Genomic DNA, 24,399 nt, shown 5'->3' with positions numbered 1-24,399 from the left:
AGAGTTCCAGGAATCATGAAGACTATCATCGAACCGTTCAGGATTAAGACGGTAGAACCAATTAAGCTAACAACTCGTGAGCAACGCGAACAAATGATTAAGGCAGCCAGCTATAATCCGTTTCTGTTGCGCGCGGAAGACGTCATCATCGATCTGTTAACCGACTCGGGCACCAGCGCAATGTCGTCAGAAGCTTGGGGCGCCATGATGCGAGGCGATGAATCATATGCAGGTGCTCGAAGCTGGTATCGCTTCCGCGATACGGTGAAAGACATTTTCGGCTTCGAGCAGGTTATCCCAACCCATCAGGGGCGTGCGGCCGAACACATTTTGTTCGGCGTAATGGTGCAGTCGGATTCCATCATTCCAAACAACACCCATTTCGATACAACCAGGGCGAACATCGAATTCTTTGGCGGCAAAGCGAAAGATCTGCCGTGTTCCGAGGCCGATGACCTCCAATCCAAATACCCGTTCAAGGGCAACATGAATATCGCGGCACTGGATAAACTCGTTGCGGACGAGGGACCGGAGCGGATCCCGTTAATAATGGTCACTGTGACCAACAATTCCGGCGGTGGCCAACCGGTTTCGATGGCCAACATTCGTGAAATCAGCCGGATCGCGCGGGGCGCCAGTATTCCTTTCTATATCGATGCCTGCCGTTTTGCCGAGAATTCGCAGTTCATCAAGCGACGCGAACCTGGATACGAGGATACTTCACCCATCGATATCGCTCGTGAGATGTTCAGCTACGCGGACGGCTGCACGATGTCGGCCAAGAAGGATTCCTTCGCAAACATCGGCGGCTTCCTGTGTACCAACGATGCCGAGTTGGCACACCGGGAACGCAACATTTTGATTCTCACGGAGGGGTTTCCTACTTATGGTGGCCTGGCTGGACGCGATCTCGAAGCGATTGCCGTTGGACTGCGTGAAGTATTGGACGAGCACTATCTTGACTACAGGCTGCTGTCGACGCGTTACGTCGTCGAGCATCTGCGTGAATTGGGAGTCCCGGTCGTCACGCCCGCAGGCGGGCATGCAGTTTATCTCGACGCCCGACGTTTTCTGCCCCACATAGAACCGCTGCAGTATCCGGGGCAGTCATTGACCGTGGAACTGTACCTTGAAGCGGGTATCCGCAGCGTCGAAATTGGCACTGTGATGTTCGGCGCCGATTCGCATACGGGGGAAGAACACCCTGCCCGCCTCGATCTGGTGCGTCTCGCTATTCCCCGCCGGGTTTATACGCAGAGCCATATGGACTATGTGCTCGAAGGCATAAATCTCGTGTGGGAGAGACGTAGCGATATCCGAGGCATGCGCATCGTGTGCGCGCCACAGGTTCTGAGACATTTCACAGCCGAATTCGACTGGGTCTGAGCGAACACGAGACTCTGTTACAAGATAACCATGGAAGAAGTATGAGTATGCAAAATGTGGACAAACGTGCCTGGGCCGAGCCATACAAAATCAAGATGGTCGAGCTTCTCAGGATGACGACGCGAGAGGAGCGGGAACAGGCTATTCGGGAAGCTGGATACAACACATTCCTGACCCGAAGCAAGGACGTCTACATTGACCTGTTGACAGATTCCGGCACTGGCGCGATGAGTGACAGGCAGTGGGCGGGGCTAATGCTGGGTGATGAGGCCTATGCAGGAAGCGAGAACTTCTATCACCTCGAAGCCGTTATTAAAGAATACTACGGTTACGCATATATGGTGCCGACGCATCAGGGCCGTGGCGCCGAAAACCTGATGTCTCGGCTTCTTATTAAACCGGGCGACCATGTACCTGGCAACATGTACTTCACTACAACTCGCCTGCATCAGGAACTGGCTGGCGGAATTTTTGTGGATGTCATCGTTGACGATGCGCATGATCCCAAAAGCTCATTCCAGTTCAAGGGTAATGTAGACATTAACAAGCTGGATCGGCTTGTGCAGGAGGTTAGCGCAAAACGCGTACCCTACATTAGCCTTGAAGGCAATGTAAACATGGCAGGCGGACAGCCTTTCTCCATGGCGAACCTCAGGGCATTACATAGCTACTGCCACAAGCATGAAATTCCAATCATGCTTGATGCAACGCGCACAATTGAGAACGCCTGGTTCATCAGGGAACGGGAAGACGGGTATGCACACAAATCAGTTCGCGAAATTCTCAGGGAGATCTGTGATCTAACGGATGGCTGTACCATGTCAGCCAAGAAAGACGCGCTCGTGAATATCGGCGGTTTCTTTGCGTGCAACGACGAGGAACTATTCAGAAAGGCGCAAAACCTGGTCGTCGTCTATGAGGGTCTGCATACCTATGGTGGCCTCGCGGGGCGAGACTTGGAGGCTATGGCGCAGGGCATTCGGGAGGCAGTTACAGAAGAGCATCAGGCGGCTCGTATCGGTCAGGTGCGTTACCTGGGCGAGAAACTCGACCGTGCCGGTATCCCAATTGTCAAGCCAATCGGATCGCATGCGATATTTCTCGACGCTAAACGGTTTTTGCCGCACGTGGATCAGGATGAGTATCCGGCGCAAGCGCTTGCCGCAGAACTTTACATCGAGTCCGGTATTCGCACGATGGAGCGAGGCAACGTATCTGCCGGACGCGATCCTACGACCGGCAAGAACCGTCGTCCGCCGCTGGAACTTGTGCGGCTCGCCATACCGCGCCGCGTTTATACGCAGGCCCATATGGACTTAGTCACAGAATCCGTCATTGATGTCTATAAACGGCGCGACGAGATTCGTGGATTAAAAATGGTGTATGAACCCGAGTATTTGCGTTTCTTCCAGGCTCGTTTCGAACCGATATCCTGATCATCGCATGCGCACTCACAGATGATCTAATCGCGGGCAATCCATCAATTGACTCGATCACATAGATTTAGAGCCATCCTTGAACTGGGTCAGTGTGCTTGTGATGCTCGTGCTGATATCCGGTGCACGCTCGGTCTCGCTTGCAGCGGCCGATGATGCGGTGGCGGTAGGCGTCTCAGGCTCGAATAATTGTCCATGTACCCACCAGAATAAACGCGATGCCGGCGACACGGGCCATTAGCCGTTCATTAATCAAGTTGCTCAGGGCGACCCCGGCAAGTACCGCGACCCCAGACGCGACCATGAGCGCCAGAGCTGAGCCTATGAACACACTCAATTTGCTGTATTGGGCATTTGACGCGTATAGCAATGTCGCAATTTGGGTTTTATCTGCTATTTCCGCGACAAAAATGGTTAGGAATACTGTTGCAACTAATTTGAAATCCATAGGCAAAGGATCCTGTCTATAATGCACGCCATTCGATCATTCATCCCAAATCGCGCGTTCGCAACAAAGGGTTCTGTTTGGGCATCAAATTTATGTAAAAGCGCAGAGTTGCACGAGAATTCCAACCTGATTGGCACTGCACTTCTAGCTCCGGTTCTGGGCGCACGAAATGGCAAACTGAGCGCCTAAATCGTGTTGCAGTACAAGGCTCAGTAGCGCCAGGTGAAAAGGGACGGCGCACGGTTGGTCTCGTCGAGATTCATGCGCTGCGACCGCCGACGGCGCCGCCGACCCTGCGAAATTCGTTTTCTCAACTTCGCGTCCCGTATATCTTCCCGCGAATGAATCTCTCGAATCTCGGTGATTTCCTGCTCGCGGACCTGTCCCTGACTGCAATCTTCCGTCAACTTCTTTTGCTCTTCGAAGTCCGGCATTACGATCTGTGTGCGTTCAAATCGTACCGTTTCGTTCATCATCACTAAGTCCTCCTAGTTTCAGATTGAAATATACGGTTGATCGCGCACATTCTAAATTAGTAATTACCACTATTGACGGGTAGGCAATACTGATAGGGGTACGGCCCAGGAGTTCGCATAATGGATATGTCGACTGCTGCAGATTGGCACAAGGCATCATGGGCGGCTCCATGGTATTGCCGGAATGGTCTTCGGTGCAGGACACGACGCCATTCTCGATACTTCCTATGCGAAATTCGCCGAACGTGATCGAGCGCACCTATTAGCCGCTTGCTGAGGCGCCCGATTCAGACGCCGGGATTGAGGGGAGATTGTGGAAAACAGATTAGGCCACCTGACACACGATTATTATTTTTCAGGAGGGGCAGTCTGGTGAGCGATTTACACTTTATGCGAAATTTACCCATCAACCTACGTATAACTCCTAATAGTTGCAGATCCGGTGCAACCCCATTATTGGGTGCATGTAAGGTAAGTTATTTTAGTCACTTTTACTCTTGGCCAGATGACGCTCACAAATTTCCTACATCGACAATTAAGGAGTGCGCAAATGAGCGTAATACGAAGATCATCTAAATTGATAACCATTGCGTTCGTGATCCTGGGTCTCGCCGCGGTTGGACCGCCGATTATGGCGGCCGAGGATACCAAGTCATTGGAGGATAGGTTGGAACAACTGGAGGCACAGATCGAGTCATTGCGCGAGCAGGTTCAGGATGCCAAAAAAGAGATTAGGAGCGCAACCGAAGTGGTCGCGCTAACTAGTGAATGGCGGGATGCGACATCCGCGTTTCATGTCGCGGGTTATGCTTCGGTTGGCTACTTGGACAAAGAGAATAGTACGGGTGCATTCAATAGCGCCAATTTCAACCCGATCTTCCATTTTCAATATAAAGATCTTGTGTTATGGGAAGCAGAGCTTGAGTTTGAGGTGGAGGAAGAGGGAGGGACCGAGATCAACTTAGAATACAGCACTATTGATTTCTTCTTGAATGATTATTTAGTGTTGGTTGGCGGCAAATTCTTAAGCCCACTTGGCCAGTTTCGACAAAACTTACATCCTCACTGGATCAACAAACTGCCATCCATGCCGCCCGGTTTCGGTCACGATGGCGCAGCACCGATTGCCGAGGTTGGGTTTCAGTTGCGCGGCGGCGCGCCATTCGGTGCAGGGCGTATAAATTATGCGTTTTACGTCGGTAATGGCCCGGAACTCGAAGGAGAAGGCGGCGAGGTCCATGGCGTTTTGACCGACGGATTTACCCGGGATGCGGATGGCGACAAAGTCCTGGGCGGTCGTATCGGGTTCTTACCGGTTTCGAATCTTGAAATTGGTTTGTCTGCTGCATTTGGCGACGCTGCGGTTACGGAAAACGATGGTATTGAGGTTGAAAACGATCCTTCGCGTGACTATAACGCACTCGGAGTGGATTTTGTGTACCACTGGCGTGAGTTGGAGCTGCGTGGCGAATACATCAAACAGAAGATTGATAACGCGGTAGCCAGCATAGCGCCAGAGGGTGGCGATTGGGAAGCGTTGTATGTACAAGGCGCATACAAGTTTGGCCACAACAACTGGGAAGGCGTACTGCGCTATACCGACCTCAACACACCGCATGCGAGTCAACAGCAACAGCAATGGGCTATTGGGCTTAACTATCTCGTTGCACCCAACGCGATTGTGAAATTTGGTTATGAAATAAACGACAACGATGCGGGGGGCGCAAGCGACGAAGATCGCTGGCTTATCCAGCTCGCATACGGCTATTAAGGAGAGAACAATGAACAGCTTATATCGTTCTGTGATGTGCATAGCCGCTATCGTTTTCCTGACAATAACGCTGCTACAACCGGTACACGCCGATGATTCGGTTGGTGACGTGACGGTTGGCGCCAAGACTTGGGCAGCCAATTGTAGCCGCTGCCACAATATGCGCGGTCCGCAGGAATTTCAAGATCAGTACTGGCGCGTGATAGTTTCGCACATGCGCGTGCGTGCAGGTCTCACTGGGCAAGAGGCCAGAGACATACTGGCTTTTCTTCAAGCGAGTAATCACCCAACTGGAAACAAAATTTCACAAAGCAAGCCTGTTGCTTCACCATCCGAGAAGGCCGTTGGCATGTCGCGAGTCGATGCGGTTGCCGGGGCAAATATTTATCAGCAGACCTGCGTCGCGTGTCACGGTGCTAACGGCAAAGGGGCATTACCGGGAGTGACTGATTTTACTGCGCCCGATGGACCGCTTAGAAAATCCGACCAAGAACTGTTTCAGAGCATCCTGAACGGGTTCCAGAGTCCGGGATCCCCATTGGCGATGCCTGCCAAAGGCGGCAATCCTAATCTTAGCGACATCGATATTATTGCGGTAATTGCTCACCTGCGTACAACATTCGATGGGAAATCAGCATCAGATTAGGCGAGCCCATTTTCGGTCTGGCCGCGATACGTAGAAGTACCTATAGACGTCACCCGCCGATCTTAGGAAGGTGTTCAGCTGGCCTTTCCGTATTGGGCGGTAACACGATTGGCGTGGATTGCCCGCGAGAAAGCCACACATTATTTCCGAGTGTTGGCCTCCATTATGTATGTAATCCCATCTCTGTTGCGAAACACTTTTTCGTCGCGGAACAACAGATGCCGTGACGCATCCGGCATGCGGCCCGAGCCCGAGTGCGTGGTGCTGGGCGTAGCCGATGGCGTGACGCCGAGCCCCAAGCCGCCCGTGCGAATTTTTCTCGGTACCGAACCAGCCCACTACCGGGCCGAACGGATTTTTATCTGGTCGATCGAACGCGTCCGGGATCCAGCCAGAATCTATGAAATCTACCTGATGAAGGAACTCGCCGGTTTCAACCGGCGAAGATGGCTCACGGGATTCACAAATTACCGGTTTGCCATTCCACATTTCGCGGGGGGTACTGGACGCGCAATCTGGAACGACGTGGATCAGGCGTACCTCGGCGACCCCGCCGAGTTGTTCGATACCGACATGGGTGACTGCGGCATCCTTACCGTACCGCCGCTTTCCTCGACCGCCCTGCTGGACACCGCGGTGATGTTGATCGACTGCGCGCGGATGGAATCGATCTGGACCCTGGATGAAGCCCAGCATGGGCGTAAGAACAAGCTACTGAAGAAGGTACGGACGGTGCCCGGTTTGCGCGGCGACCTGCCTGCCGAATGGCACGCGCGGGATGAGGAATATGTACCGGGCCGCTCGAAGCTCCTGCACTGGACCATCCTCCACACGCAGCCATGGCATCCCCTGCCACAACTCTTCGTCTATCAGCACAATCCGGTAGGCCAGGTCTGGTACGACCTGGAACGCTCCGCCGATCTTGCCGGATATCATGTCTTCACAGCCGAACGGCCCAGCGCCCAATACACGAGCCTGCTTACCAGGCTCCGGGCGCGCCAGGTCAAAGGGGATACTCACGAGCAGCGGATCGTTCGGCCGCCCACCCCCGTAATGGAAGCCGAGGGCCTGCGGAACCTGATGAAGAAAACCAGGTCGGCGACGATCCTTAAATACTGCTTCGCTGGTGAAGTGGCCGAGGAAAAGGTGCGTGCAGAACCGGTCGCCGGACAATCCGGCGTAAATATCACCCATTATTATCCTGCCGGACCCTCCGGCGGCTCACGTCCCGTGGAGCGTTTCGATGGGGTGGTATGTACGGAAGCATTGAACTACATCCCGGACGAAGACGTACCGTGGGTGATCGAGGACCTGTTCGACTGGGCACAACGGTTCGTTTACGTGATCATAGAGGACTCTCCCCGGAAAAAGATATTGGCCGACGGAACCTGCTTGCATACTCGGCCACGCGAACAGAACTGGTGGAAGACATGGTTCGAGGCGGCTGCCGAGCGTCATCCCCACGTACAGTGGAAGCTCGTATTCAACAACCGCAGCGCCAATGACCCCAAATCACATGCGTCGCGCGAGATCGGCTGGTGCGGGGACGACGTTCCCCGGGTATGGGTACTCGCCGACGACAATCCCGGCGACACGTCTCAGGCCATAGCACTCGCCGATGCGCTGGGCTGGCCATACGAGCTAACACATTCACCGTTCGACACGCCCGGCGCCAGGCCTGACCTGGTGATCGCGGCAAACCGACACACCGGTGCCTGGGCACGCCGGCTTTGCCGGGAAAGCGGGGGTCGTACGCGTTGCGTGCGGGTAGATGGCGCGGGAGACGCCGTCGCCGATCACTTCGACATCGTGGTCAGTCCCGCATACTACCACTTGCCACCCAATCCCCGGCGAATCGAGACCGTGACCCGCCTGACCCAGATAACCCCGGAGCGGCTTGCCCAGGCGCACGAAAATTGGCCTCACTTGTTCGGCCGGGCGCCGCATCCACGCATCGTAGTGTTACTCGGCGAAGGCAGTACCGGGGCGGCCCACGATACGAAGACGGGCCGGCGTATAGGCGAGGAAATTCAGACCTTCGCTCACCTGGCCGGTGGGTCTATTTTCGCCCTAATCAGCCGGCGGACGCACCCGGGTTTTGCCGGGGCCCTGGTTGCCGGTTTGGGGGAATCCAGGCATGTGCACACCTGGTCGCCGAATCGGCACGACGATGTCACCTACCTGGCCTATCTGGATCTGGCTGATGCGCTTGTCGTGACGGGAGATGACGAGTCTCTGCTGGCCGACGCCGCCGCTTCCGGCAAGCCCGTTTATATGTACCCGCAAGCCGACCAACGGTCGAACCCGCGGAAATTCTTCCAGGAAGCGATTTTCGCACGCTCCCAGGCCCGCCCGTTGAACAAGCGGGGAACGGTCAGACCCCAACAGAGCCTGGAATATTTCTGCGCACGGCTCATCGAGCGCGGCATTGTCGTTCCGCCTCGCGACCTGACGGCGTTGCACCAGACGCTTATCCGACTGGGCATCGCCCATCCATTCAGCGCACCGTTGGTGACAAAAACCGATCGTGCCGGTTTACCAGTAGCCGATGCCGCGGCCCGCCAGGTGCGGAAGATACTGGGATTGAGAGCACACCTTGCAGGGTCTCCCATGAATGACCCGACAATCGTGAAGGATTGGCCGCAACACGCGAGCCGTGAATCAGCAGTCGGTTCGGCCGGCGGCGGGAGAATGGCATGAATTACCTGAATTTAGAGCGGTTGGACAGTTTGAGTAACAATGATTTTCAGTCTCAGGACCCGTTTCCGTGGATCAACCCGGAGGGAGTCCTGACCGATGCCGGCCACCGGCGGCTGGTTGAAACTCTGCCCGATGTCTCCTTGTTCAAGAAAAGCTTCGGGTACCGGCGCAAACACGGCCAGCGGGCTCATGATCGCTACGTGCTGGAGTACTCAGACGGCCTGCCCGTTGCCGAGGCGTGGAAAGAATTCATCGCCGAATTGCGGGGTCCGGAATACCATGATTTCGTATGCCGTATGCTGGGAATCCAGCGATTCGACCTTAATTGTCACTGGCATTACGCAACGGCCGGCTGTTCGGTCTCGCCACATCTGGATGCGGCGCGCAAGTATGGCTCCCAGGTCTTTTATTTCAACACGGCCGAGGACTGGGACCCCGAATGGGGCGGACAAACCGTGGTACTGAGCGACAAACACCGTAGAGATCGCGCACCGAACCCGGAGTTCGAGGATCTGGAGTCCGTGGCCACCTCGCAGGCTATCGGCAACTATAGCCTGCTGTTCGCCAGAGGGGCTCATTCCTGGCACGGCGTTCGTGAACTGAATTGCCCGCAAGACCGAATGCGCAAGGTCTTCATAGTCGTGATCAATCGCCTGACTCCCCTCCTGCGGCTGCGCCGCCTGGCAGGTGGTCTGCCAAGCGGTTTGTCATCAGCGCCGCATAGCTAAAAGCTCAAATGTTTCAAAAGCGCGGCGTTCAACACATTATCGTACCGAGAAATACAGGAACCACCCATGAGCAATAAATCGGTCAGGCTTTTCAAGAATGATTTTCTCGAGTCGTTAACCTTCGTTCACCCAATCGTCCCTTTGCTGTTCTGGTCGCCGGTGGTCGTGTACTTGTTGTGGCGCGCGTTGGCTGTACAGGAAATGCCGGTTGCGCAAGTCGCCGCAATGGTGCTGCCCGGCCTGATCGTCTGGACCCTGATGGAGTATCTGGTGCACCGATTCGCATTCCACTTTCCCGCCAAAAGTTCATTCGGCAAGCGCCTGGTGTACCTGTATCATGGCGTCCATCATGAGGTGCCGGACGACAAGGGCAGGCTGGTCATGCCACCGCTCGGCGCGGTCATAATTATGGCCATTTTGTGGGTTTTGTTTTCCTTGCTGATACCTGCACCATGGCTCGAACCCTTTTTCGCGTTTTTTATTGTTGGCTACATAATTTATGACTATATCCACTATGCAACACATCATCTTCAGATACGACATACGTTCCTGAAGTCGGTGACACGTCACCATCTGGAACATCATTACAAGTCAGATAAATCGAAATTCGGTATTAGCTCGCCATTCTGGGACTGGGTATTCGGCACGCTTCACTGATCGTTTTAGCGACGAGCATAGGTTGAACAGATACGCTAGAAGAAATCGAACTACCATCGCCTGTCAGTTCAACACATCCCACTTGTAGCTTTTCCTTCACTGTTCCGTTTTCACAGCGTGTAACCGGGTTGTTGCAAGAAAGTCCGTATTCAGGCGGAGAATTGTGATGATCGTGCGGTAGCCCAAAAAAATCCTAGTAAAAAGCGTTCTTGGCTCCACCCCAATTGATGCAAACCAACGCGAATATTTTCAGTAAGTATTTGTACGTATTGCAAGACGATAGTCTGGTCGCCGCGTACGGTAAATGGCGCCTCAAACTGCTCCACAGCAAGCAATTTCGTAGCAAGTGCACCGCTCTCGATGATAGGTATTTTTCGCAACGTCGCATCGCCACGCGCAGTTATAAAATAATTCCCCCGTCGGTCCTATTGGATAGACATTTACTGGCGATAGGACTCATGAAATCAAGTCTAATACTTAGTTTGATAACTTTGGTTCTGCTATTGATCAGTGTTCCGGCGGCTGCTTCCGGCGTTGGCGAGGTGGCACCGAATTTCGAGATTTCGACGCAGGATGGCGGCACATTTCGGTTATCCGATTATCGCGGACAAAAGCCCGTGTATGCAGTTTTCTGGAATACCTGGTGCCCGTACTGCATAAAAAAGACACCCCGGTACCAGAAATTACAGGAGCAATTTGGGGATAAGATCGAAATCATCGCGATCAATACGACCTGGAGCGATTCGCCAGAGGAGATGCGATCGTTCGAAGAGGATTACCAGATTAAATATTCAACGGCATTCGATGCCGGTGAGTCAGTAACCGATCAATATCGGGTGCTCAAGGTACCGACCGAATTCATTGTCGACATCAACGGCATTATTCGTTTTCGGGACAGTGTACCGGAATACGTGGCAACCCATCTGCCAGATTGGCTATTGCCGTATATATCGCCAAAAGATACGGCTCAGTTGGTTTGTAAGAAGTGATTGATCAGAAGTGATTCAGCGGAAGAATAATCAGTCTAACGACGAACTATTGGTGGAAGAATTGTTGCAGATCGGCCGCCTGGGCCGGCGTGGGTTTCTGTTGCGGGAAGGCGCCGCACTGGCAACCGCTGCAGCATTGATAGGATTGCCTTATGTATTGCGTAAGGATTTGACCCAGGAGACATCGTTCGCGTTATTTTCCGCTAGTCAACGCCAGGTCCTGCAGATCGTCCAGGAGCACCTGTTCCCAAGCGGACCGGATTCTCCAGGCGCGATGGACGTCAACGCTGCTGCATACCTCGAGGCGGTGATCACGGCCCCCGGAATTGACCCAGACGCGCGAAATACCATTGTCAATGGAGTCGGCCGACTGCAGGACGCAAGCCGTGAACGCTTCGATGTTCTGTTCAACAGCCTGGGATACCGGCAAAGGGATCAGTTACTACGCTACCTGGCTGATCAGACGCGTTGGGGTCGTACCTGGTTATCGCTGTTGCTGTATTACCTCTTTGAGGCGCTGTTGTCGGACCTCGTTTATGGCGGCAATCCTGGTGAAATTGGCTGGCGGTGGTTGGAACATCAGCCGGATTTCCTAAGGCCGCCGGCCGACAAATGTCAAATAATCGCGGTGCGTAGCCTGAGTTAGTTGCCACCTACTGGATTTCCATCATCCGGTCCAGCGCACGTTTCGCCGGGACTCTAATTTCCTCCGGGATCTCCACGACGTGTTGATTCTCCTGAAGAGCTGCCAGCGTGTCTTCGAGTGTAATCTCATTCATAAAGGGGCAGCGCACGCTGCAGAGTCGAACGATCTCCTTCTGGGGATTCTCGGCGATGATGTTATCGCCCATCGTGCATTCGGTTAACAGAAGATAATAGGGCGCATCGGTATTGCGAACATACTCAATCATTCGCGAAGTGCTCCCCGAGAAGTCTGAAGCGTCAACCACCTCTGCACTACATTCCGGATGTGCCAGCACAACAACCCCGGGGAATTGTTTTCGGATAGCCTGAATATCGAGAACATCGTACACCTCGTGCACTACACATCGGCCATGCCACCCGATCATCTGATAATTCGTTCGGTCCATGGCTCTTAGGCGCATCTCAGTCTCTTTCGTAGGGAAGAGTATCCTTTTCCCCGTTTCGTTTGCCACATTCAACGCCAGGTACTCATCTGGTATCAAAATGACTGTGTCGCTATCCAGAGCTTCGACAACTTTCGCTGCATTACTTGATGTGCAGCAAATGTCGGATTCAGCCTTTACTTCGGCATACGTGTTGATATACGCGATGATCGGAATGCCAGGAAAAGCTTGGCGCAACCGGCGTACATCTTCAGCCGCTATGCTGGCTGCCAGGGAACAGCCCGCTCCCTCGGCAGGTAACAAGACGGTTTTTTCAGGATTTAGAAGCTTGGCGGTTTCCGCCATGAAACGCACGCCACAGAAGACGATTGGATCCTTACTCGTCGAGGCGGCTTTTCTGGCAAGTTCCAGAGAATCGCCGACTGCATCGGCGACCGTGTGGTACAGGGCCGGTTCCATATAGTTGTGACCGAGAATTATTGCTCCCCGCTTTTCCTTCAGTTGATTGATGTCATAAACGAGTTCGGCCTTATATCGCAGCTCGAAATCGGGTACGACCTTGTGCAGTTTCGACCGCATCAAGTCAAAGGTGGAATCGATACTTGCAGCAGATATTGTCATTGTGAACCGATAGCCTTAAACGGTGCGGGAGAAACGAGTTCCTTTAGTCTTGGCGTTGAACAGGTAGGAATCAAAATTCATGGCAATGTTGCGGAGGAATGATCTTCCCATTGGGAGAACCTCAATACTCGATTCGTAAACGCTGACGAGGCCATCGTCTTCCAGCGATTTCAAACGTTGGAGTTCGCTTGAGAAATACTCTCTGAAATTGATGCCATGTCGACGCTCAAGCTCGGGAAACTCAAATCGACCGTAGCACATGATTTTTTCGATAACGTCTCCACGTACAACATCGTCTTTGTTGAGTATAAGACCTCGCCAGATAGGTAGGCGGTTAGCATCCAATGCCGCATAATAGCGAGGGAGTGTCTTGTAGTTCTGACTGTAATGGCCTCTAATTTTGCTGATAGCGCTCAAACCCAAGCCAACGAGATTGCAATTGCGCTTTGTCGAATATCCCTGGAAGTTCCGATGCAGGTCACGATTACGTCTCGCCTTGACTAGTGAATCGTCAGGTAAAGCGAAATGGTCCATACCGATGTGGGTGTAACCCGCCTCTTTAAATCGCTTTATGGTCATTCCCAGTATGTGGAACTTTTCCTCCGGTGTCGGCAGGTCTTCTTTTAGGATCAAACGTTGATGTTTAAATAAATCCGGCAGGTGTGCATAGTTGTATACCGAGACTCTATCGGGCCTTATGTCGATGATGGTATCGAGAGTGCAGCTAAAGCTTTCTGCGGTTTGATGCGGTAACCCATAGATCAGATCCACGGACAGCGATTTGAATCCATACTGACGTGCGTCTTCGATGGCGCGGCGAGTCTCATCCACAGACTGGATTCGGTTGATCGAATGTTGGACACGATCGTCGAAATCCTGGATGCCAAAACTGGCTCGATTGAAGCCGAGATTCGCGAGCAACGCTATCTTCTCGGATGCCATCCCGCGTGGATCGATCTCAATCGAAAATTCACGATCACCGCCAGTGCTCAAATTAAAATTCCTTTTCAGTGCGCCCATCAGATCGGTGAGCTGCGCGTGGTTCAGGAAAGTCGGAGTACCCCCACCCCAGTGAACTTGCTCCACGGTTCGTTCGTGATCATAGAGGCTAGCCACAATCTGAATCTCTTTGTGCAGTCGTTTGAGATAAGCATCTGCTTGTTCTGCACCATTGATGATCTTTTTGGTGCAACCGCAGAAGTAGCAGAGTGATCGGCAGAAGGGTATATGTACGTAAACCGATAATGAACGACGAAGTGTATTACCATTACTGAGTGCCACTAAGCGCCGATAGTCCAGCTCGTTGAAATCTTCAGTGAGTTCGGCGACGGTTGGATAGGACGTATAGCGAGGCCCCGTTGCGTTGTAACGCTGGGCAAGCTCGGGATCGAATTGAATATCGAAAGCCATGATCCAGTAAATCGATTTCCACTGCTACGGAAGACTTGCGGAGAACGAGGTAAACCGTTCCTCGAACTTGACGTCACGTGGATACGCCGCACCGCAGGCAAACTCAGCCACGCGAAGCGAAACCCAGCACATAAAGTATAAGTATCAGTAGCACACGTACAATGAGCAGTTTCGCCTAGGACGATATCGGGAAATACCTATGTGGGCAGCACAGTCCCAAACGTAGGGCAGCGCCACGTTTCCACGTGCCTCTGCGGCACTCGGCGGCGACTTGAGTGAGGGCGGGCCGCGTAAGTTGTTGATTAATAAGAGCCAGAAATCTGGCAACCCTGTCTACGAACCAGGCGGTCGGGAGTTCGACCAAACGTGTGAGCGTTTTGGACGGTGGAGCACAGCGACGCCGGGTCGCAGACCCGAGAATCGCCCTAAGGCGATTCGAATCAATCTCTCCGGGCGCGCCATATAAAACAGAGTGTTACGAGCAAAGACGATTACGGTGCCAGTTCAACCGGCACCATATTTTGTCGGCTGTCAGTTCAGATCCGCCGCGAACTGTCTCAGTAGATCGAGCGATACAATCTCGAGAGCGCGTCTGTGGGTCCGCTTGAGAAACACACGAGGCGCCATCTCGTTCTCATGCGCTTCGAGCCATCGCGCTGCGCAAAGGCACCAGCGGTCACCGGGTTGCAAACCTGGGAACCCGAACTCGGGTCTTGGCGTGGAGAGATCATTGCCTCGGAATCGCGAAAACTCGAGGAACTCCCGGGTCAGCCTTACGCACACGGTGTGCGATCCTAAATCCTCGTCGCTGGTGTTGCAGCAGCCATCCCGGAAAAAGCCGGCTTTCGGATTCTCGCTGCAAATCTCCAGTGCCTCGCCGAATACGTTTACTGCCCGGTCCATAGCTGGTGCCCTCAGGTCGATTGTGGGCAGAGTTTACAACATGGAAATCAGTGCTGGTGGAAACCCATCCAGCTTATACGGAGCCGAATGCCAAAAAACCGTGCAGGCCTTAGCTGTGTAGTTGCCAGCGAGGGTTTGTTGCTAGAAACGCCAGCGTAACCTGGCCGCGAAACGTGTCGCTGACTCGCCGGCGAGGCGGACCCGGCTGCCATCGCGCAATGTCATTTCATAGCGATTGTGAAGTTGCCTGCCAACGCTGGTTGTCAGAGTCAGTTTCGCGCCTAACTGCCAATCAAATGACCATTCGAGCGCATAAGATTGGTAAACGAATTGAGAATGTTGGCCCAGGTCTTTGTCCGAAACATACCACTCATTGCCATCCGGAGTGATCTGCAGTGAGGAAGTCGATCCGGTCGAAAACCGATAACGCAATTGTGACGTCGGGTAACCCAACTCAAATGTCCAGACGGGATTAAATTGCCAGTGGACAGCAATCAAAGGATAAATTCGATAATTACCGAAACGGTGATCACCGCAGAGGCCATATTGCAAGCTCACCCGATCGGATAAGCGCCGGTCCCAAACCAGTGCTGCCAGCAGTTGAAATGCATCGGCCGTGTATTGGCCGGGGTTTTTCATTACATTGGAGGAAGCAGATAGAGCGGGGGCAACGCTAAAACGAAAACTCCCGACATCATTGTGACTGATCCGGTGCAGCGGCAGAAAAAAAGTATGTAAATGGCCGTTGGTTTGCGGGTCGAGCGTGCTGATATCAATAATCGAATAGTGGTAACCGAACCCGAAAAGCAGGCTGTAGGCTGCGGATTTGATCATCAGATCAAGATTGTAATTCTCCTGTTCAGTATCACCGAGGTTTCTCTCTATAGCGGACTCGTTATGGCTGATAATTTCCGTTGTTAAATGGGAATAAGCGATCGGCGTTCGGCAGATATCAACACGGGCCAAACTGTCCTGGATGCAAAACAGATAGAGACATAGGCTCAAGCAGAGGGGGAAAAATTGCCGGCTGATCATGGTGACAAGGTTATACGGTGTGCGCTGACACGCCCAATCGTTTTGAAACATCTGCCACAGAATACCCTCGATCAACTATTTGACGGGCTGCTTCGTCTTTAAATTCTGGCGAATATCGTTGCCTGCTCATTTCACTTCCTCCTATGCTCGAATCATAGCCCGGAAGTGTCATCTAGACTGGGGCAAGTCCAAGCATAGCCCGGAAGTGTCACATAGACTGGGGCAAGACCATACGGCTTGCTTGCAAAAAGGAGGAGTCCATATACGGACATTCCAGGCTGGTCAATAAGGTCAGGCTCAGCTAACCACCCGGCAAATTCTTCGAATTTGTACTAAGCTCAACAGATAACAACGACAACGGCAAATCCGCCGAAAAGCGGGAGGAGGTGACAACCGTGCCGAAGTTTATCGATGCCCATCCCATGACGCCGTTCACGGCGGACGAGCTGAACAAACTGCAGGACGCGGCGCCGGACGAATTCGGGGTCACGCACCACGACATCCTGTTCAGCGAGAAGGGCAACAAGATCTATTGTGTGCTGGACGCCCCGAACGCCGAAGCGATTGCCAAGCATCATGCGAAGGCCGGCATCAAGTGTGACTTTATACAGGAAGTGATGTCGACGCGCGGGTGACGGTAGTGGGGATGAGGATCGTGACGGCCTAAGAGCGCCCTCACCGAAGCTTGCGATGTCGGCACCGATCCATGTGTCGTCCATACGGACGACGACGAAGTGCCAGACGGCGCCGATGCTTGTCTGCTCGAAACAGCGGTAATAGATGTCGATCGAGACGGTTGCGAAGACCGCACCTGATCCTGCGCGACCTGATCGGAAAAGAGAGGCCCCGCTTCGGCGGGCTTTCTTTTTTTGCTTTCTGCGAATATCGGCTTATTTTTCTGTCATGAATCAGACTTTTCGTAGGCTGCGATTTCCGCCTCCTGCTGCAGCAGGAAACCCAGGGGATCGACGCCGTTGAGCAGGCAGGTCTTGGCAAACGGGTCGATCGGGAATCCCACGATATTACCATTCGCCATGGTCAACGATTGTTCTTGCAGATCAATTTCCACAAACTCGCCAGCGTGTCTGGTCAGCCAGCCGTGGATTTTCGGCTCGACGATGATCGGTAGTAAGCCGTTTTTCAACGCATTGGATCTGAAGATATCTGCAATCTGGGTGCTGATCACGACGCGGATGCCATAGTCCAGTAAAGCCCAAGTCGCATGTTCGCGTGATGAGCCACAGCCGAAATTGTCGCCGGCGACCAAGACCTGGTATTCCGCCGCCTCAACTCGGTTCAGCGGGAAATCTTTCTTCGGATTTTGTTGATCGTCATAGCGCCAGTCGGCAAAAAGATGCGGACCCAGGCCGTGCCGGGAAGTGGTCGTCAGGAAACGGCCGGGGAGAATCTGGTCGGTGTCGATATTCCGGTTGGTCAATACGACAGTCCTGGAACGAATAATCGAAATGGTCTGTATCATGCGTTTTCCAGTCGGCAATGGGCCATCGTTTACATCAGCTCAACGGGATCGGATATTTTTCCGTTTATTGCCGTTGCTGCAGCGGTTAACGGGCTGGCCAGGATCGAGCGAGCGCCACTTCCCTGGCGTCCTTCAAAATTGCGATTGCTGGTGCTCAATACATATTGCCCGCGTGGGACGGTATCGCCGTTCATCGCAATGCACATCGAGCAACCCGATTCCCTCCATTCTGCGCCGGCATCGATAAAAATCTGTGCCAGCCCTTCGGACTCGGCTTGTTTCTTGATTGCCTGTGACCCCGGAACGACCAGCATCCGCAGTCCCTTGGCAATTTTGCGATTTCTCAGCAGGGTTGCGGCTTCCCGCAGGTCGCTGATACGGGCGTTGGTACAGCTGCCGATAAAAACGATATCGATTTTCTGCCCGAGCAATGTCTGACCATGTTCAAGCCCCATATAGGCCAGCGCCTTATCCAATGACTCGTCTGTGCCTTTTTCCGGGATGCAGTCGTCGATAGACATGACCATTCCCGGGTTGGTGCCAAAGGTGATCATCGGCCTCATTCCGCCGGCATCGATATCGACCTGCCGGTCAAATACTGCGTCGTTGTCGCTGAACAGATCCTGCCAGCTCTTTAGCAGTTCAGACCAGTTCGCTCCCGTCGGCATTTTTCCCCTGCCTTCCAGGTAATCAAAAGTGATTTGATCCGGCGCGATCATGCCAGCCCGCGCCCCTGCCTCGATGGACATATTGCAGACCGTCATTCGTTGTTCCATGGACAGTGAGTCGATGGTTTCGCCGCGATACTCGATGACGTGACCGATGCCGCCACGGACACCTATTTTCCCGATGATCGCCAGGATCAGATCCTTGGCGCTTACTCCATCGGTCAGGCTGCCGGTGATATTGATTGCCATCGAGGCGGGTTTATTCTGCAGCAGACACTGGGTGGCCAGTACATGCGCGACCTCGGTCGTGCCAATGCCAAAAGCCAGCGCACCAAAAGCGCCGTGGGTACTCGTATGGCTGTCGCCGCAGACGATGGTCATTCCGGGTCGGGTCAATCCCTGTTCCGGTCCGATGATATGCACGATGCCTCGCTGCTCAGACCCGAGGTCATACAACTGGATGGCGAATTTTGCGCAGTTATCTTGCAGAGCCTGGATCTGCCTGGCCACGTCCGCGGTGACTATCGGTATCGTCCGCGCTGCCGGTTCGGGATCGGTTGGCGTTGAATGATCCAACGTAGCAAGGGTTCTGTCAGGCCGCCGGACGGGCAGGTTTTTTTCCCGCAACAGGGAAAAGGCCTGTGGAGACGACACTTCATGAATCAGGTGCAAATCGATATAAAGCGTTGCCGGCGTGTCACTCGACTCCGGAACGACCACGTGACGGTTCCAGACTTTCTCAAATAAAGTTTGTGCCTGGCTGCTCATCTCAGGTTTTTGCGTTCCTGCATGCTGTCATTGATCAGGTTTGGCTAATTTTCTCAAGGTAATCCAGTACTGTGGCCTGGCTGACTACGTTCGCATACTTTGCCTGCAGATCGTATAGATTGGCCTCATGAGGACCGGTGTCTCTGTCGCCAACGGCATCTTCGACGACGATCGGGATGAAACCGTGCTGGATAGCGTCAACTGCCGTAGCCCGGATACAGCCACTGGTGGTCACGCCGGCGATGATCAAAGTGTCGATCCCGGCGGCAACCAGGGATGCAGACAGGGAAGTTGCAAAAAAAGCACTGGCGTATTGCTTGGTAATAACAATTTCACCGTTTTTTGGCTGCAGCTTGTCGGCGAATTCAGCGAGTGGCGATCCTCGGTCGAAAACCGATAGCAAGGGCAACTTTTTCTTGAATATACCGCCATCGTCACTACCAGGCTCATAGCTGACATTGCTGTGGAATATTGGAATGCCGGCCCGCCGAGCCGCGGTCAGCAATACCGAGCAGTTTTCGCAAGTCTGCTCAACACCAGCGTACAAAGGCGACTCCGGATCCAGGTAGGCCTTGACGAAGTCGACGATAATCAGTGCAGGCTGGCCACCGAAGTCGAGTTTATAACCAAAGCCAGGGTCCATCGTTGCATTGCCTGCATCATCGGGCATCTGTATCAGATCACGTCGGCATCGTTGAGTGATTCGATTGCCGAATCTTCCATGCCGAGCAGGCCCTGGAATATTTCCTCGTTGTGCTGACCCAGTGTCGGGTCCGGGCTGTGTACCTTGCCGGGTGTTCGTGAAAGCTTGGGTACTACGTTTTGCATGGCCAGTTCGCCAAATTGCGGATGCATGATCTTGATAATAGCTTGCCGGGCCTTGAAATGGGGATCTTCGAGCATTTCTGGCGCCCGGTAAATCGGCCCGGCCGGCACGCCACTTTCTTCAAGGATATCAATTAGTTCCGAAATAGTATGCTGGACAGACCAGCTCGCAACAAGGTCATCGAGTTCCGCCTGGTGCTGCCCACGGGCAGCGTGGCTTGCGTAGCGCTCGTTTTCAGCCAGCTCCGGTTGATCCATCGCCTGTGTCAGCCGTTTAAACACAGTGTCCTGGTTGGCGGCGATCAGCAGGAAGCGGGAGTCTTTGGTCGGATAGATATTGGATGGTGCAACATTGGGTAGAACCGGACCGGTTCGTTCGCGAATGTAGCCTGCCTGGTCGTATTCGGTAATCAATGATTCCATCATCGCCAAGACGGCTTCGTAAATAGCGGAGTCGACAACCTGACCTTTTCCAGTTCGATTTCGCTCATACAATGCGGCCAGCGCGCCGATCGTGGCGAAAGTCGCGGCCAGCGAATCGCCGATACTGATGCCAAAGCGACTCGGTGGATTTGCCGGGTCGCCACAGACATAGCGCAGGCCGCCCATCGCTTCGCCGATGGAGCCAAAACCGGCGCGTTTGGCATAGGGGCCTGTTTGTCCCTGGCCCGACACCCTGATCATGATCAGGGCAGGATTGGCCTTGCTGAGCTGTGTATAGCCCAAATTCCATTTTTCCATGGTACCGGGACGGAAATTCTCCAGCAGGAAATCTGATTTCGCAACCAGATCGCAAATGATTTTCTGTCCTTCCGGCACCCGTAGATTGACGGTGATCGATTTCTTGTTGCGGGCAATGACGGGCCACCACAAGGATTTGCCATGCGCTTTTTCCTGACCCCACTGGCGCATAGGGTCACCCACGCCGGGCGCTTCCACTTTGATAATCTCTGCACCCAGGTCACCCATTAACTGCCCACAAAAAGGGCCCGCAAGCAGCGTTCCCAATTCGATAACCCGTAGCCCCGACAACGGGCCACCGGGCTGATTATTGTCGGTGGACATTAGGTGTAATTCGCTCCCTGGAATCGTTCTGCAGCGGGATTTCTGGTGCCTCCATGCTTGAGCAAGCAGAGGAACAAAAAGTCAAAGTGCATACAATATAATCAATTCTTCGGTCTTATTAGCCATATTTGTTGGTAACATTAGCGATATTGTATACAATATAACACTATTTTTGCATTTGGTATTGTACTGAATGACCGACAGAATTTCGCTCACCGAGGTCGGCCCCCGGGATGGCCTGCAAAGCGAATCCTGCGAATTACCGACCGCCTTTAAAGTCGAATTGATCAATCGGCTGATTGACGCCGGGCTGCGCCGGCTCGAAGTCGCAAGTTTCGTGAATCCGAAAAAGGTGCCCCAAATGGCCGATGCGGAAGCAGTCATCGGCGAGTTGCCCAGGCGCAAGGATGTCAGTTACATCGGCCTGGTACTCAACGACCGCGGTTTTGAAAGAGCAGCCGCCACCGGCATAGACGAAATAGGGATGGTGGTGGTGGCCAGCGAAACATTTAGTCAGCGGAACCAGGGCGCCAGTGTTGACGAGTCGATTCTGGCCTGGCGTTCAATCGCTGCGAAAGCCAAAAAGAAAAATATTCGAGCGGGAATCATGGTATCGGTAGCATTTGGTTGCCCGTTCGAAGGCGAGATTTCAGAAAAACATGTATTGGACATTGCCCAGCGTGTATTGGAGGAAGACCCTGATGAAATCGCAATCGCCGATTCGATAGGTGCTGGCGTACCGGCGCAAGTGGCTTCGTTGGTGTCAAAATTGAAACAGATGGCGGGCGATATTCCAGTTCGTTGTCATTTTCACAACACCAGGAATACAGGCCTGGCAAATGCCTACGTTGCCATACAGTCTGGCGCCGATGTGATCGACGCCAGCGTAGGGGGAATGGGGGGTTGTCCTTTTGCACCGCATGCCACGGGCAATATTCCAACCGAAGACCTGGTCTATATGTTGCATCGCTCAGGTTTTGCAACGGGAATTGACCTGGAAAAGCTGGTAGAGACGAGTGAATGGCTTGAAAGTAAGCTCGGGCACAGCCTGCCTGCGCTGATTCCGAAGGCTGGAATCTTTCCGCCGCCGAAGGAATCGGTTTTGGACTGACCCGATAAAGACAACATACACTTCTGCAATAACGATCCCCCCGAAACAAGGGTTGACAACAGGAACAAGGTGGCAATATGAGTTTTCGTCTCGGTGTCGATGTCGGCGGTACGTTTACGGATTTGCTGTTGGTCAACGAGCAGTCCGGTGAATTTTTTACCGCAAAAGTGCCCAGTACGCCGGAGGATTCATCGATCGGTGTCCTGACCGGAATAAAAAAAGTAACCGACAGCGCCCGAATTGATGCTTCGATGATTTCACACGTCATGCATGGCACGACGGTGGCGACCAATACCGTCCTGACGATGACCGGCGCAACCGTTGGCCTGGTTACGACGCGCGGTTACCGGCAGGTGCTGCAAATCGCCCGCTCATTCGTGCCGGGCGGGCTTGGCGGCTGGGTAATCTACAACAAGAGCAACCCGTTGGCGCCGCTTGCGTTGACCGTCGAGGCGCAGGAGAGGATCAGTTCGAAAGGGGAAATTATCCAGGATCTCGATGTCGATGCGATGCGAAAAACGCTTGCTGGAATAAAGGACCAGGGGATTGAAGCGCTGACCGTCTCGTTGATAAACGCGTTCGCAAACGATGTACACGAAAAGCAGATACGCGAAATCGCCAATGAAGTCATGCCGGGCATACCGGTATCCTTGTCGTCTGAAGTCGTCCCGGAAATGCAGGAGTACGAGCGGGCGATAACCACGGTCGCCAATTCCTATGTCAGGCCGCGCGTGGCCAGCTATATACGGAATTTGCATGGCGAACTGCAAAAGACCATGGATGACCTGCAACTTCACGTTCTGCGTTCGGATGGTGGTTTGGCATCGGCTGCAGCGGCCGAAAATTTGCCGGTCAACCTGTTGATGAGTGGACCTGCCGGCGGCGTCAGCGGCGCAATCTGGATTGCCAAACAGGCGGGCTTTGACAACTTGTTGACCTTTGATATGGGTGGTACCTCGACCGATGTCGCGCTCGTACAAAATGGCGTTGCCCAGCTGCGAAGAGAAACGACCGTCGGTGACATCACCGTACGCGCATCATCGATCGATGTGCGTAGCGTTGGCGCCGGTGGCGGTTCGATTGCGCATGTGCCCGAATTGACCAAGGCGCTGAGAGTCGGCCCACAAAGCGCCGGAGCGGATCCGGGGCCGGCCTGTTATGGCCAGGGCGGTGATGAACCGACCGTTACCGATGCCAACATTACGCTGGGATATCTGCCCGCCGCCGCCCGTCTTGGCGGTGAAATGAATCTCGATCGCAAGCTGGCGGAAAAATCGGTGCAAAAAATAGCCGATGCGCTGGATCTTCCGCTAAAAAAAGCTGCCTCCGGTATGGTCGATATAGTGAACGAAAATATGGTTGGCGCGTTGCGACTCGTTTCGGTCGAACAAGGGCATGATCCCCGGGATTTCGCGCTGATCGCTTTTGGAGGCGCCGGTCCGCTGCACGCGAATGCGCTGGGTCGCTTGATGAATTCCTGGCCCGTTATTGTTCCGCCCGGTCCTGGCGTGTTGTGCGCTTATGGCGATGCGACAACCAGGATCCGTGACGAAGCGTCGCGTACTTTCATTCGTCGTTTTCCGGACACCAGCAGCGAGGAACTGGTCACGATTCTTGAGCAGCTTGCCGAGAGTGCGGCGCAGTCACTCGACGAAGAAAACGTTCCCCGCGGGGAGCGAACCAACAGCTACCAGGTGGATGTGCGCTACCACGGTCAGGGCTTGTCGTTGACCATCGAAGTCGATCTGGATGAACTGCGGAGCAAGGGTCTGGATGTCATTGCCGATGAATATGACCAGCGCCACGAGCAGTTATTTACCTTTGCCCTGGACGCCGACAAAGAGGTGGTCAATGTGCGCGCTGTGGTCCAGGGCGAGGCTACAATGGTTAAGGCGCCTTTGATCGAGTCGGGGGGTAAAGACGCGTCTGCAGCGATTATGGGGGCTGAAACCATCTTTGTTGATAACTGCGACCAGGAAGCCCGCATTTACGATCGTTCCAAAATCAAGGCCGGCAACAGGATAGCCGGGCCTGCGATTGTCGTTGAAATGGATGCCACGACTTTGATATTGCCCGGGCACACGGGCGAGGTTGATAAACTGGGAAATATTCTGATCCGACCGAATGAGAAATAGGAGCATATAAGGATGACAGCCAAACTAGTCGAAAGTACTCCAAAGCCTTTTAA

The 24,399-nt window shown here is 53.6% G+C and carries 23 protein-coding genes and 1 pseudogene; 12 read left to right on the top strand and 12 right to left on the bottom strand.

Annotation, left to right across the window (positions count from 1 at the left end):
* Positions 1 to 15: 15 nt before the first annotated feature.
* Both IIA05_11495 and IIA05_11490 read left to right on the top strand, forming a co-directional pair.
* Positions 16 to 1,386: a tryptophanase gene (locus tag IIA05_11495; GenBank protein MCH9027717.1), complete on the top strand. Its 1,371-nt coding sequence runs from the start codon at positions 16 to 18 to the stop codon at positions 1,384 to 1,386.
* A 41-nt stretch (positions 1,387 to 1,427) separates the two neighbouring features.
* A complete protein-coding gene (locus IIA05_11490) occupies positions 1,428 to 2,822 on the top strand; it encodes a tyrosine phenol-lyase (GenBank protein ID MCH9027716.1) in 1,395 nt (464 codons plus the stop codon).
* 175 nt (positions 2,823 to 2,997) lie between these two features.
* On the opposite strand, the gene IIA05_11485 is transcribed toward IIA05_11490, so the two are convergent.
* Positions 2,998 to 3,270, bottom strand: coding sequence for a TMEM165/GDT1 family protein (locus IIA05_11485; protein MCH9027715.1), 273 nt, complete (start codon positions 3,268 to 3,270; stop codon positions 2,998 to 3,000).
* 209 nt (positions 3,271 to 3,479) lie between these two features.
* Entirely contained in the window at positions 3,480 to 3,746 is a 267-nt protein-coding gene (locus IIA05_11480) for a hypothetical protein (protein MCH9027714.1), read from the bottom strand.
* A gap of 550 nt (positions 3,747 to 4,296) precedes the next feature.
* Here IIA05_11480 and IIA05_11475 point away from each other — a divergent pair.
* The 5 genes from IIA05_11475 (at position 4,297) to IIA05_11455 (ending at position 10,248) form a co-directional block, all read left to right on the top strand.
* Positions 4,297 to 5,517, top strand: a complete 1,221-nt coding sequence (locus IIA05_11475; GenBank protein MCH9027713.1) for a carbohydrate porin — start codon at positions 4,297 to 4,299, stop codon at positions 5,515 to 5,517.
* A gap of 10 nt (positions 5,518 to 5,527) precedes the next feature.
* Positions 5,528 to 6,163, top strand: a complete 636-nt coding sequence (locus IIA05_11470) for a c-type cytochrome (protein MCH9027712.1) — start codon at positions 5,528 to 5,530, stop codon at positions 6,161 to 6,163.
* 237 nt (positions 6,164 to 6,400) lie between these two features.
* Positions 6,401 to 8,863, top strand: a complete 2,463-nt coding sequence (locus IIA05_11465; protein MCH9027711.1) for a mitochondrial fission ELM1 family protein — start codon at positions 6,401 to 6,403, stop codon at positions 8,861 to 8,863.
* Positions 8,860 to 9,591 carry a hypothetical protein gene (locus tag IIA05_11460; protein MCH9027710.1) on the top strand — a complete coding sequence of 244 codons (732 nt, stop codon included), beginning with the start codon at positions 8,860 to 8,862 and terminating at the stop codon, positions 9,589 to 9,591. The genes IIA05_11465 and IIA05_11460 overlap by 4 nt, the downstream gene beginning before the upstream one ends.
* Before the next feature lie 66 nt (positions 9,592 to 9,657).
* The gene (locus tag IIA05_11455) at positions 9,658 to 10,248 is read left to right on the top strand and encodes a sterol desaturase family protein (GenBank protein MCH9027709.1); all 591 of its coding nucleotides are present in this window, start codon (positions 9,658 to 9,660) and stop codon (positions 10,246 to 10,248) included.
* Positions 10,249 to 10,397: 149 nt separating this feature from the next.
* Here the strand turns inward: IIA05_11455 and IIA05_11450 are convergent, their stop codons facing one another.
* A complete protein-coding gene (locus IIA05_11450) occupies positions 10,398 to 10,628 on the bottom strand; it encodes a hypothetical protein (GenBank protein ID MCH9027708.1) in 231 nt (76 codons plus the stop codon).
* Positions 10,629 to 10,706: 78 nt separating this feature from the next.
* Between IIA05_11450 and IIA05_11445 the strand changes: the two genes are divergently transcribed.
* Together IIA05_11445 and IIA05_11440 are read left to right on the top strand one after the other, a co-directional pair.
* Positions 10,707 to 11,237 (top strand): TlpA family protein disulfide reductase, encoded by a 531-nt coding sequence (locus tag IIA05_11445; GenBank protein ID MCH9027707.1) that lies wholly within the window; start codon positions 10,707 to 10,709, stop codon positions 11,235 to 11,237.
* Positions 11,238 to 11,247: 10 nt separating this feature from the next.
* A complete protein-coding gene (locus IIA05_11440) occupies positions 11,248 to 11,883 on the top strand; it encodes a gluconate 2-dehydrogenase subunit 3 family protein (GenBank protein ID MCH9027706.1) in 636 nt (211 codons plus the stop codon).
* A 7-nt stretch (positions 11,884 to 11,890) separates the two neighbouring features.
* On the opposite strand, the gene nadA is transcribed toward IIA05_11440, so the two are convergent.
* The 5 genes and pseudogenes from nadA to IIA05_11415 all read right to left on the bottom strand — a co-directional run bounded on the left by nadA (position 11,891) and on the right by IIA05_11415 (position 16,424).
* Positions 11,891 to 12,946: a quinolinate synthase NadA gene (gene nadA, locus IIA05_11435; protein ID MCH9027705.1), complete on the bottom strand. Its 1,056-nt coding sequence runs from the start codon at positions 12,944 to 12,946 to the stop codon at positions 11,891 to 11,893.
* Positions 12,947 to 12,961: 15 nt separating this feature from the next.
* Positions 12,962 to 14,356 carry an oxygen-independent coproporphyrinogen III oxidase gene (hemN, locus tag IIA05_11430; GenBank protein MCH9027704.1) on the bottom strand — a complete coding sequence of 465 codons (1,395 nt, stop codon included), beginning with the start codon at positions 14,354 to 14,356 and terminating at the stop codon, positions 12,962 to 12,964.
* 531 nt (positions 14,357 to 14,887) lie between these two features.
* Complete coding sequence (locus tag IIA05_11425; GenBank protein ID MCH9027703.1) at positions 14,888 to 15,259, bottom strand: DUF2237 domain-containing protein; 372 nt, start codon at positions 15,257 to 15,259, stop codon at positions 14,888 to 14,890.
* A gap of 141 nt (positions 15,260 to 15,400) precedes the next feature.
* The gene (locus IIA05_11420) at positions 15,401 to 16,294 is read right to left on the bottom strand and encodes a hypothetical protein (GenBank protein ID MCH9027702.1); all 894 of its coding nucleotides are present in this window, start codon (positions 16,292 to 16,294) and stop codon (positions 15,401 to 15,403) included.
* Positions 16,295 to 16,310: 16 nt separating this feature from the next.
* Positions 16,311 to 16,424 (bottom strand): annotated as a pseudogene (locus tag IIA05_11415) (transposase).
* Between the two features lie 265 nt (positions 16,425 to 16,689).
* Between IIA05_11415 and IIA05_11410 the strand changes: the two are divergent.
* Positions 16,690 to 16,929, top strand: a complete 240-nt coding sequence (locus IIA05_11410; protein ID MCH9027701.1) for a DUF4242 domain-containing protein — start codon at positions 16,690 to 16,692, stop codon at positions 16,927 to 16,929.
* Between the two features lie 266 nt (positions 16,930 to 17,195).
* Here IIA05_11410 and leuD read toward each other — a convergent pair whose 3' ends face one another.
* From leuD to IIA05_11390, 4 genes are read right to left on the bottom strand one after another with little or no spacing between them, the layout of a single operon-like run.
* Positions 17,196 to 17,771, bottom strand: a complete 576-nt coding sequence (gene leuD / locus IIA05_11405) for a 3-isopropylmalate dehydratase small subunit (protein MCH9027700.1) — start codon at positions 17,769 to 17,771, stop codon at positions 17,196 to 17,198.
* A 32-nt stretch (positions 17,772 to 17,803) separates the two neighbouring features.
* Positions 17,804 to 19,210, bottom strand: coding sequence for a 3-isopropylmalate dehydratase large subunit (gene leuC, locus IIA05_11400; protein ID MCH9027699.1), 1,407 nt, complete (start codon positions 19,208 to 19,210; stop codon positions 17,804 to 17,806).
* A gap of 34 nt (positions 19,211 to 19,244) precedes the next feature.
* Complete coding sequence (locus IIA05_11395) at positions 19,245 to 19,880, bottom strand: isochorismatase family protein (protein MCH9027698.1); 636 nt, start codon at positions 19,878 to 19,880, stop codon at positions 19,245 to 19,247.
* 5 nt (positions 19,881 to 19,885) lie between these two features.
* Positions 19,886 to 21,100 carry a CoA transferase gene (locus IIA05_11390; protein ID MCH9027697.1) on the bottom strand — a complete coding sequence of 405 codons (1,215 nt, stop codon included), beginning with the start codon at positions 21,098 to 21,100 and terminating at the stop codon, positions 19,886 to 19,888.
* 193 nt (positions 21,101 to 21,293) lie between these two features.
* Here IIA05_11390 and IIA05_11385 point away from each other — a divergent pair, with 193 nt between their 5' ends.
* Complete coding sequence (locus IIA05_11385; protein MCH9027696.1) at positions 21,294 to 22,211, top strand: hydroxymethylglutaryl-CoA lyase; 918 nt, start codon at positions 21,294 to 21,296, stop codon at positions 22,209 to 22,211.
* A gap of 77 nt (positions 22,212 to 22,288) precedes the next feature.
* On the top strand, positions 22,289 to 24,346 hold the full coding sequence (locus IIA05_11380; GenBank protein MCH9027695.1) for a hydantoinase/oxoprolinase family protein: 2,058 nt from the start codon (positions 22,289 to 22,291) through the stop codon (positions 24,344 to 24,346).
* Positions 24,347 to 24,399: the final 53 nt, after the last annotated feature.

The sequence above is a fragment of the Pseudomonadota bacterium genome (genome assembly GCA_022572885.1).
Taxonomy (GTDB): domain Bacteria; phylum Pseudomonadota; class Gammaproteobacteria; order Steroidobacterales; family MnTg04; genus MnTg04.
This window is presented reverse-complemented; position numbering and strand designations above follow the sequence as displayed.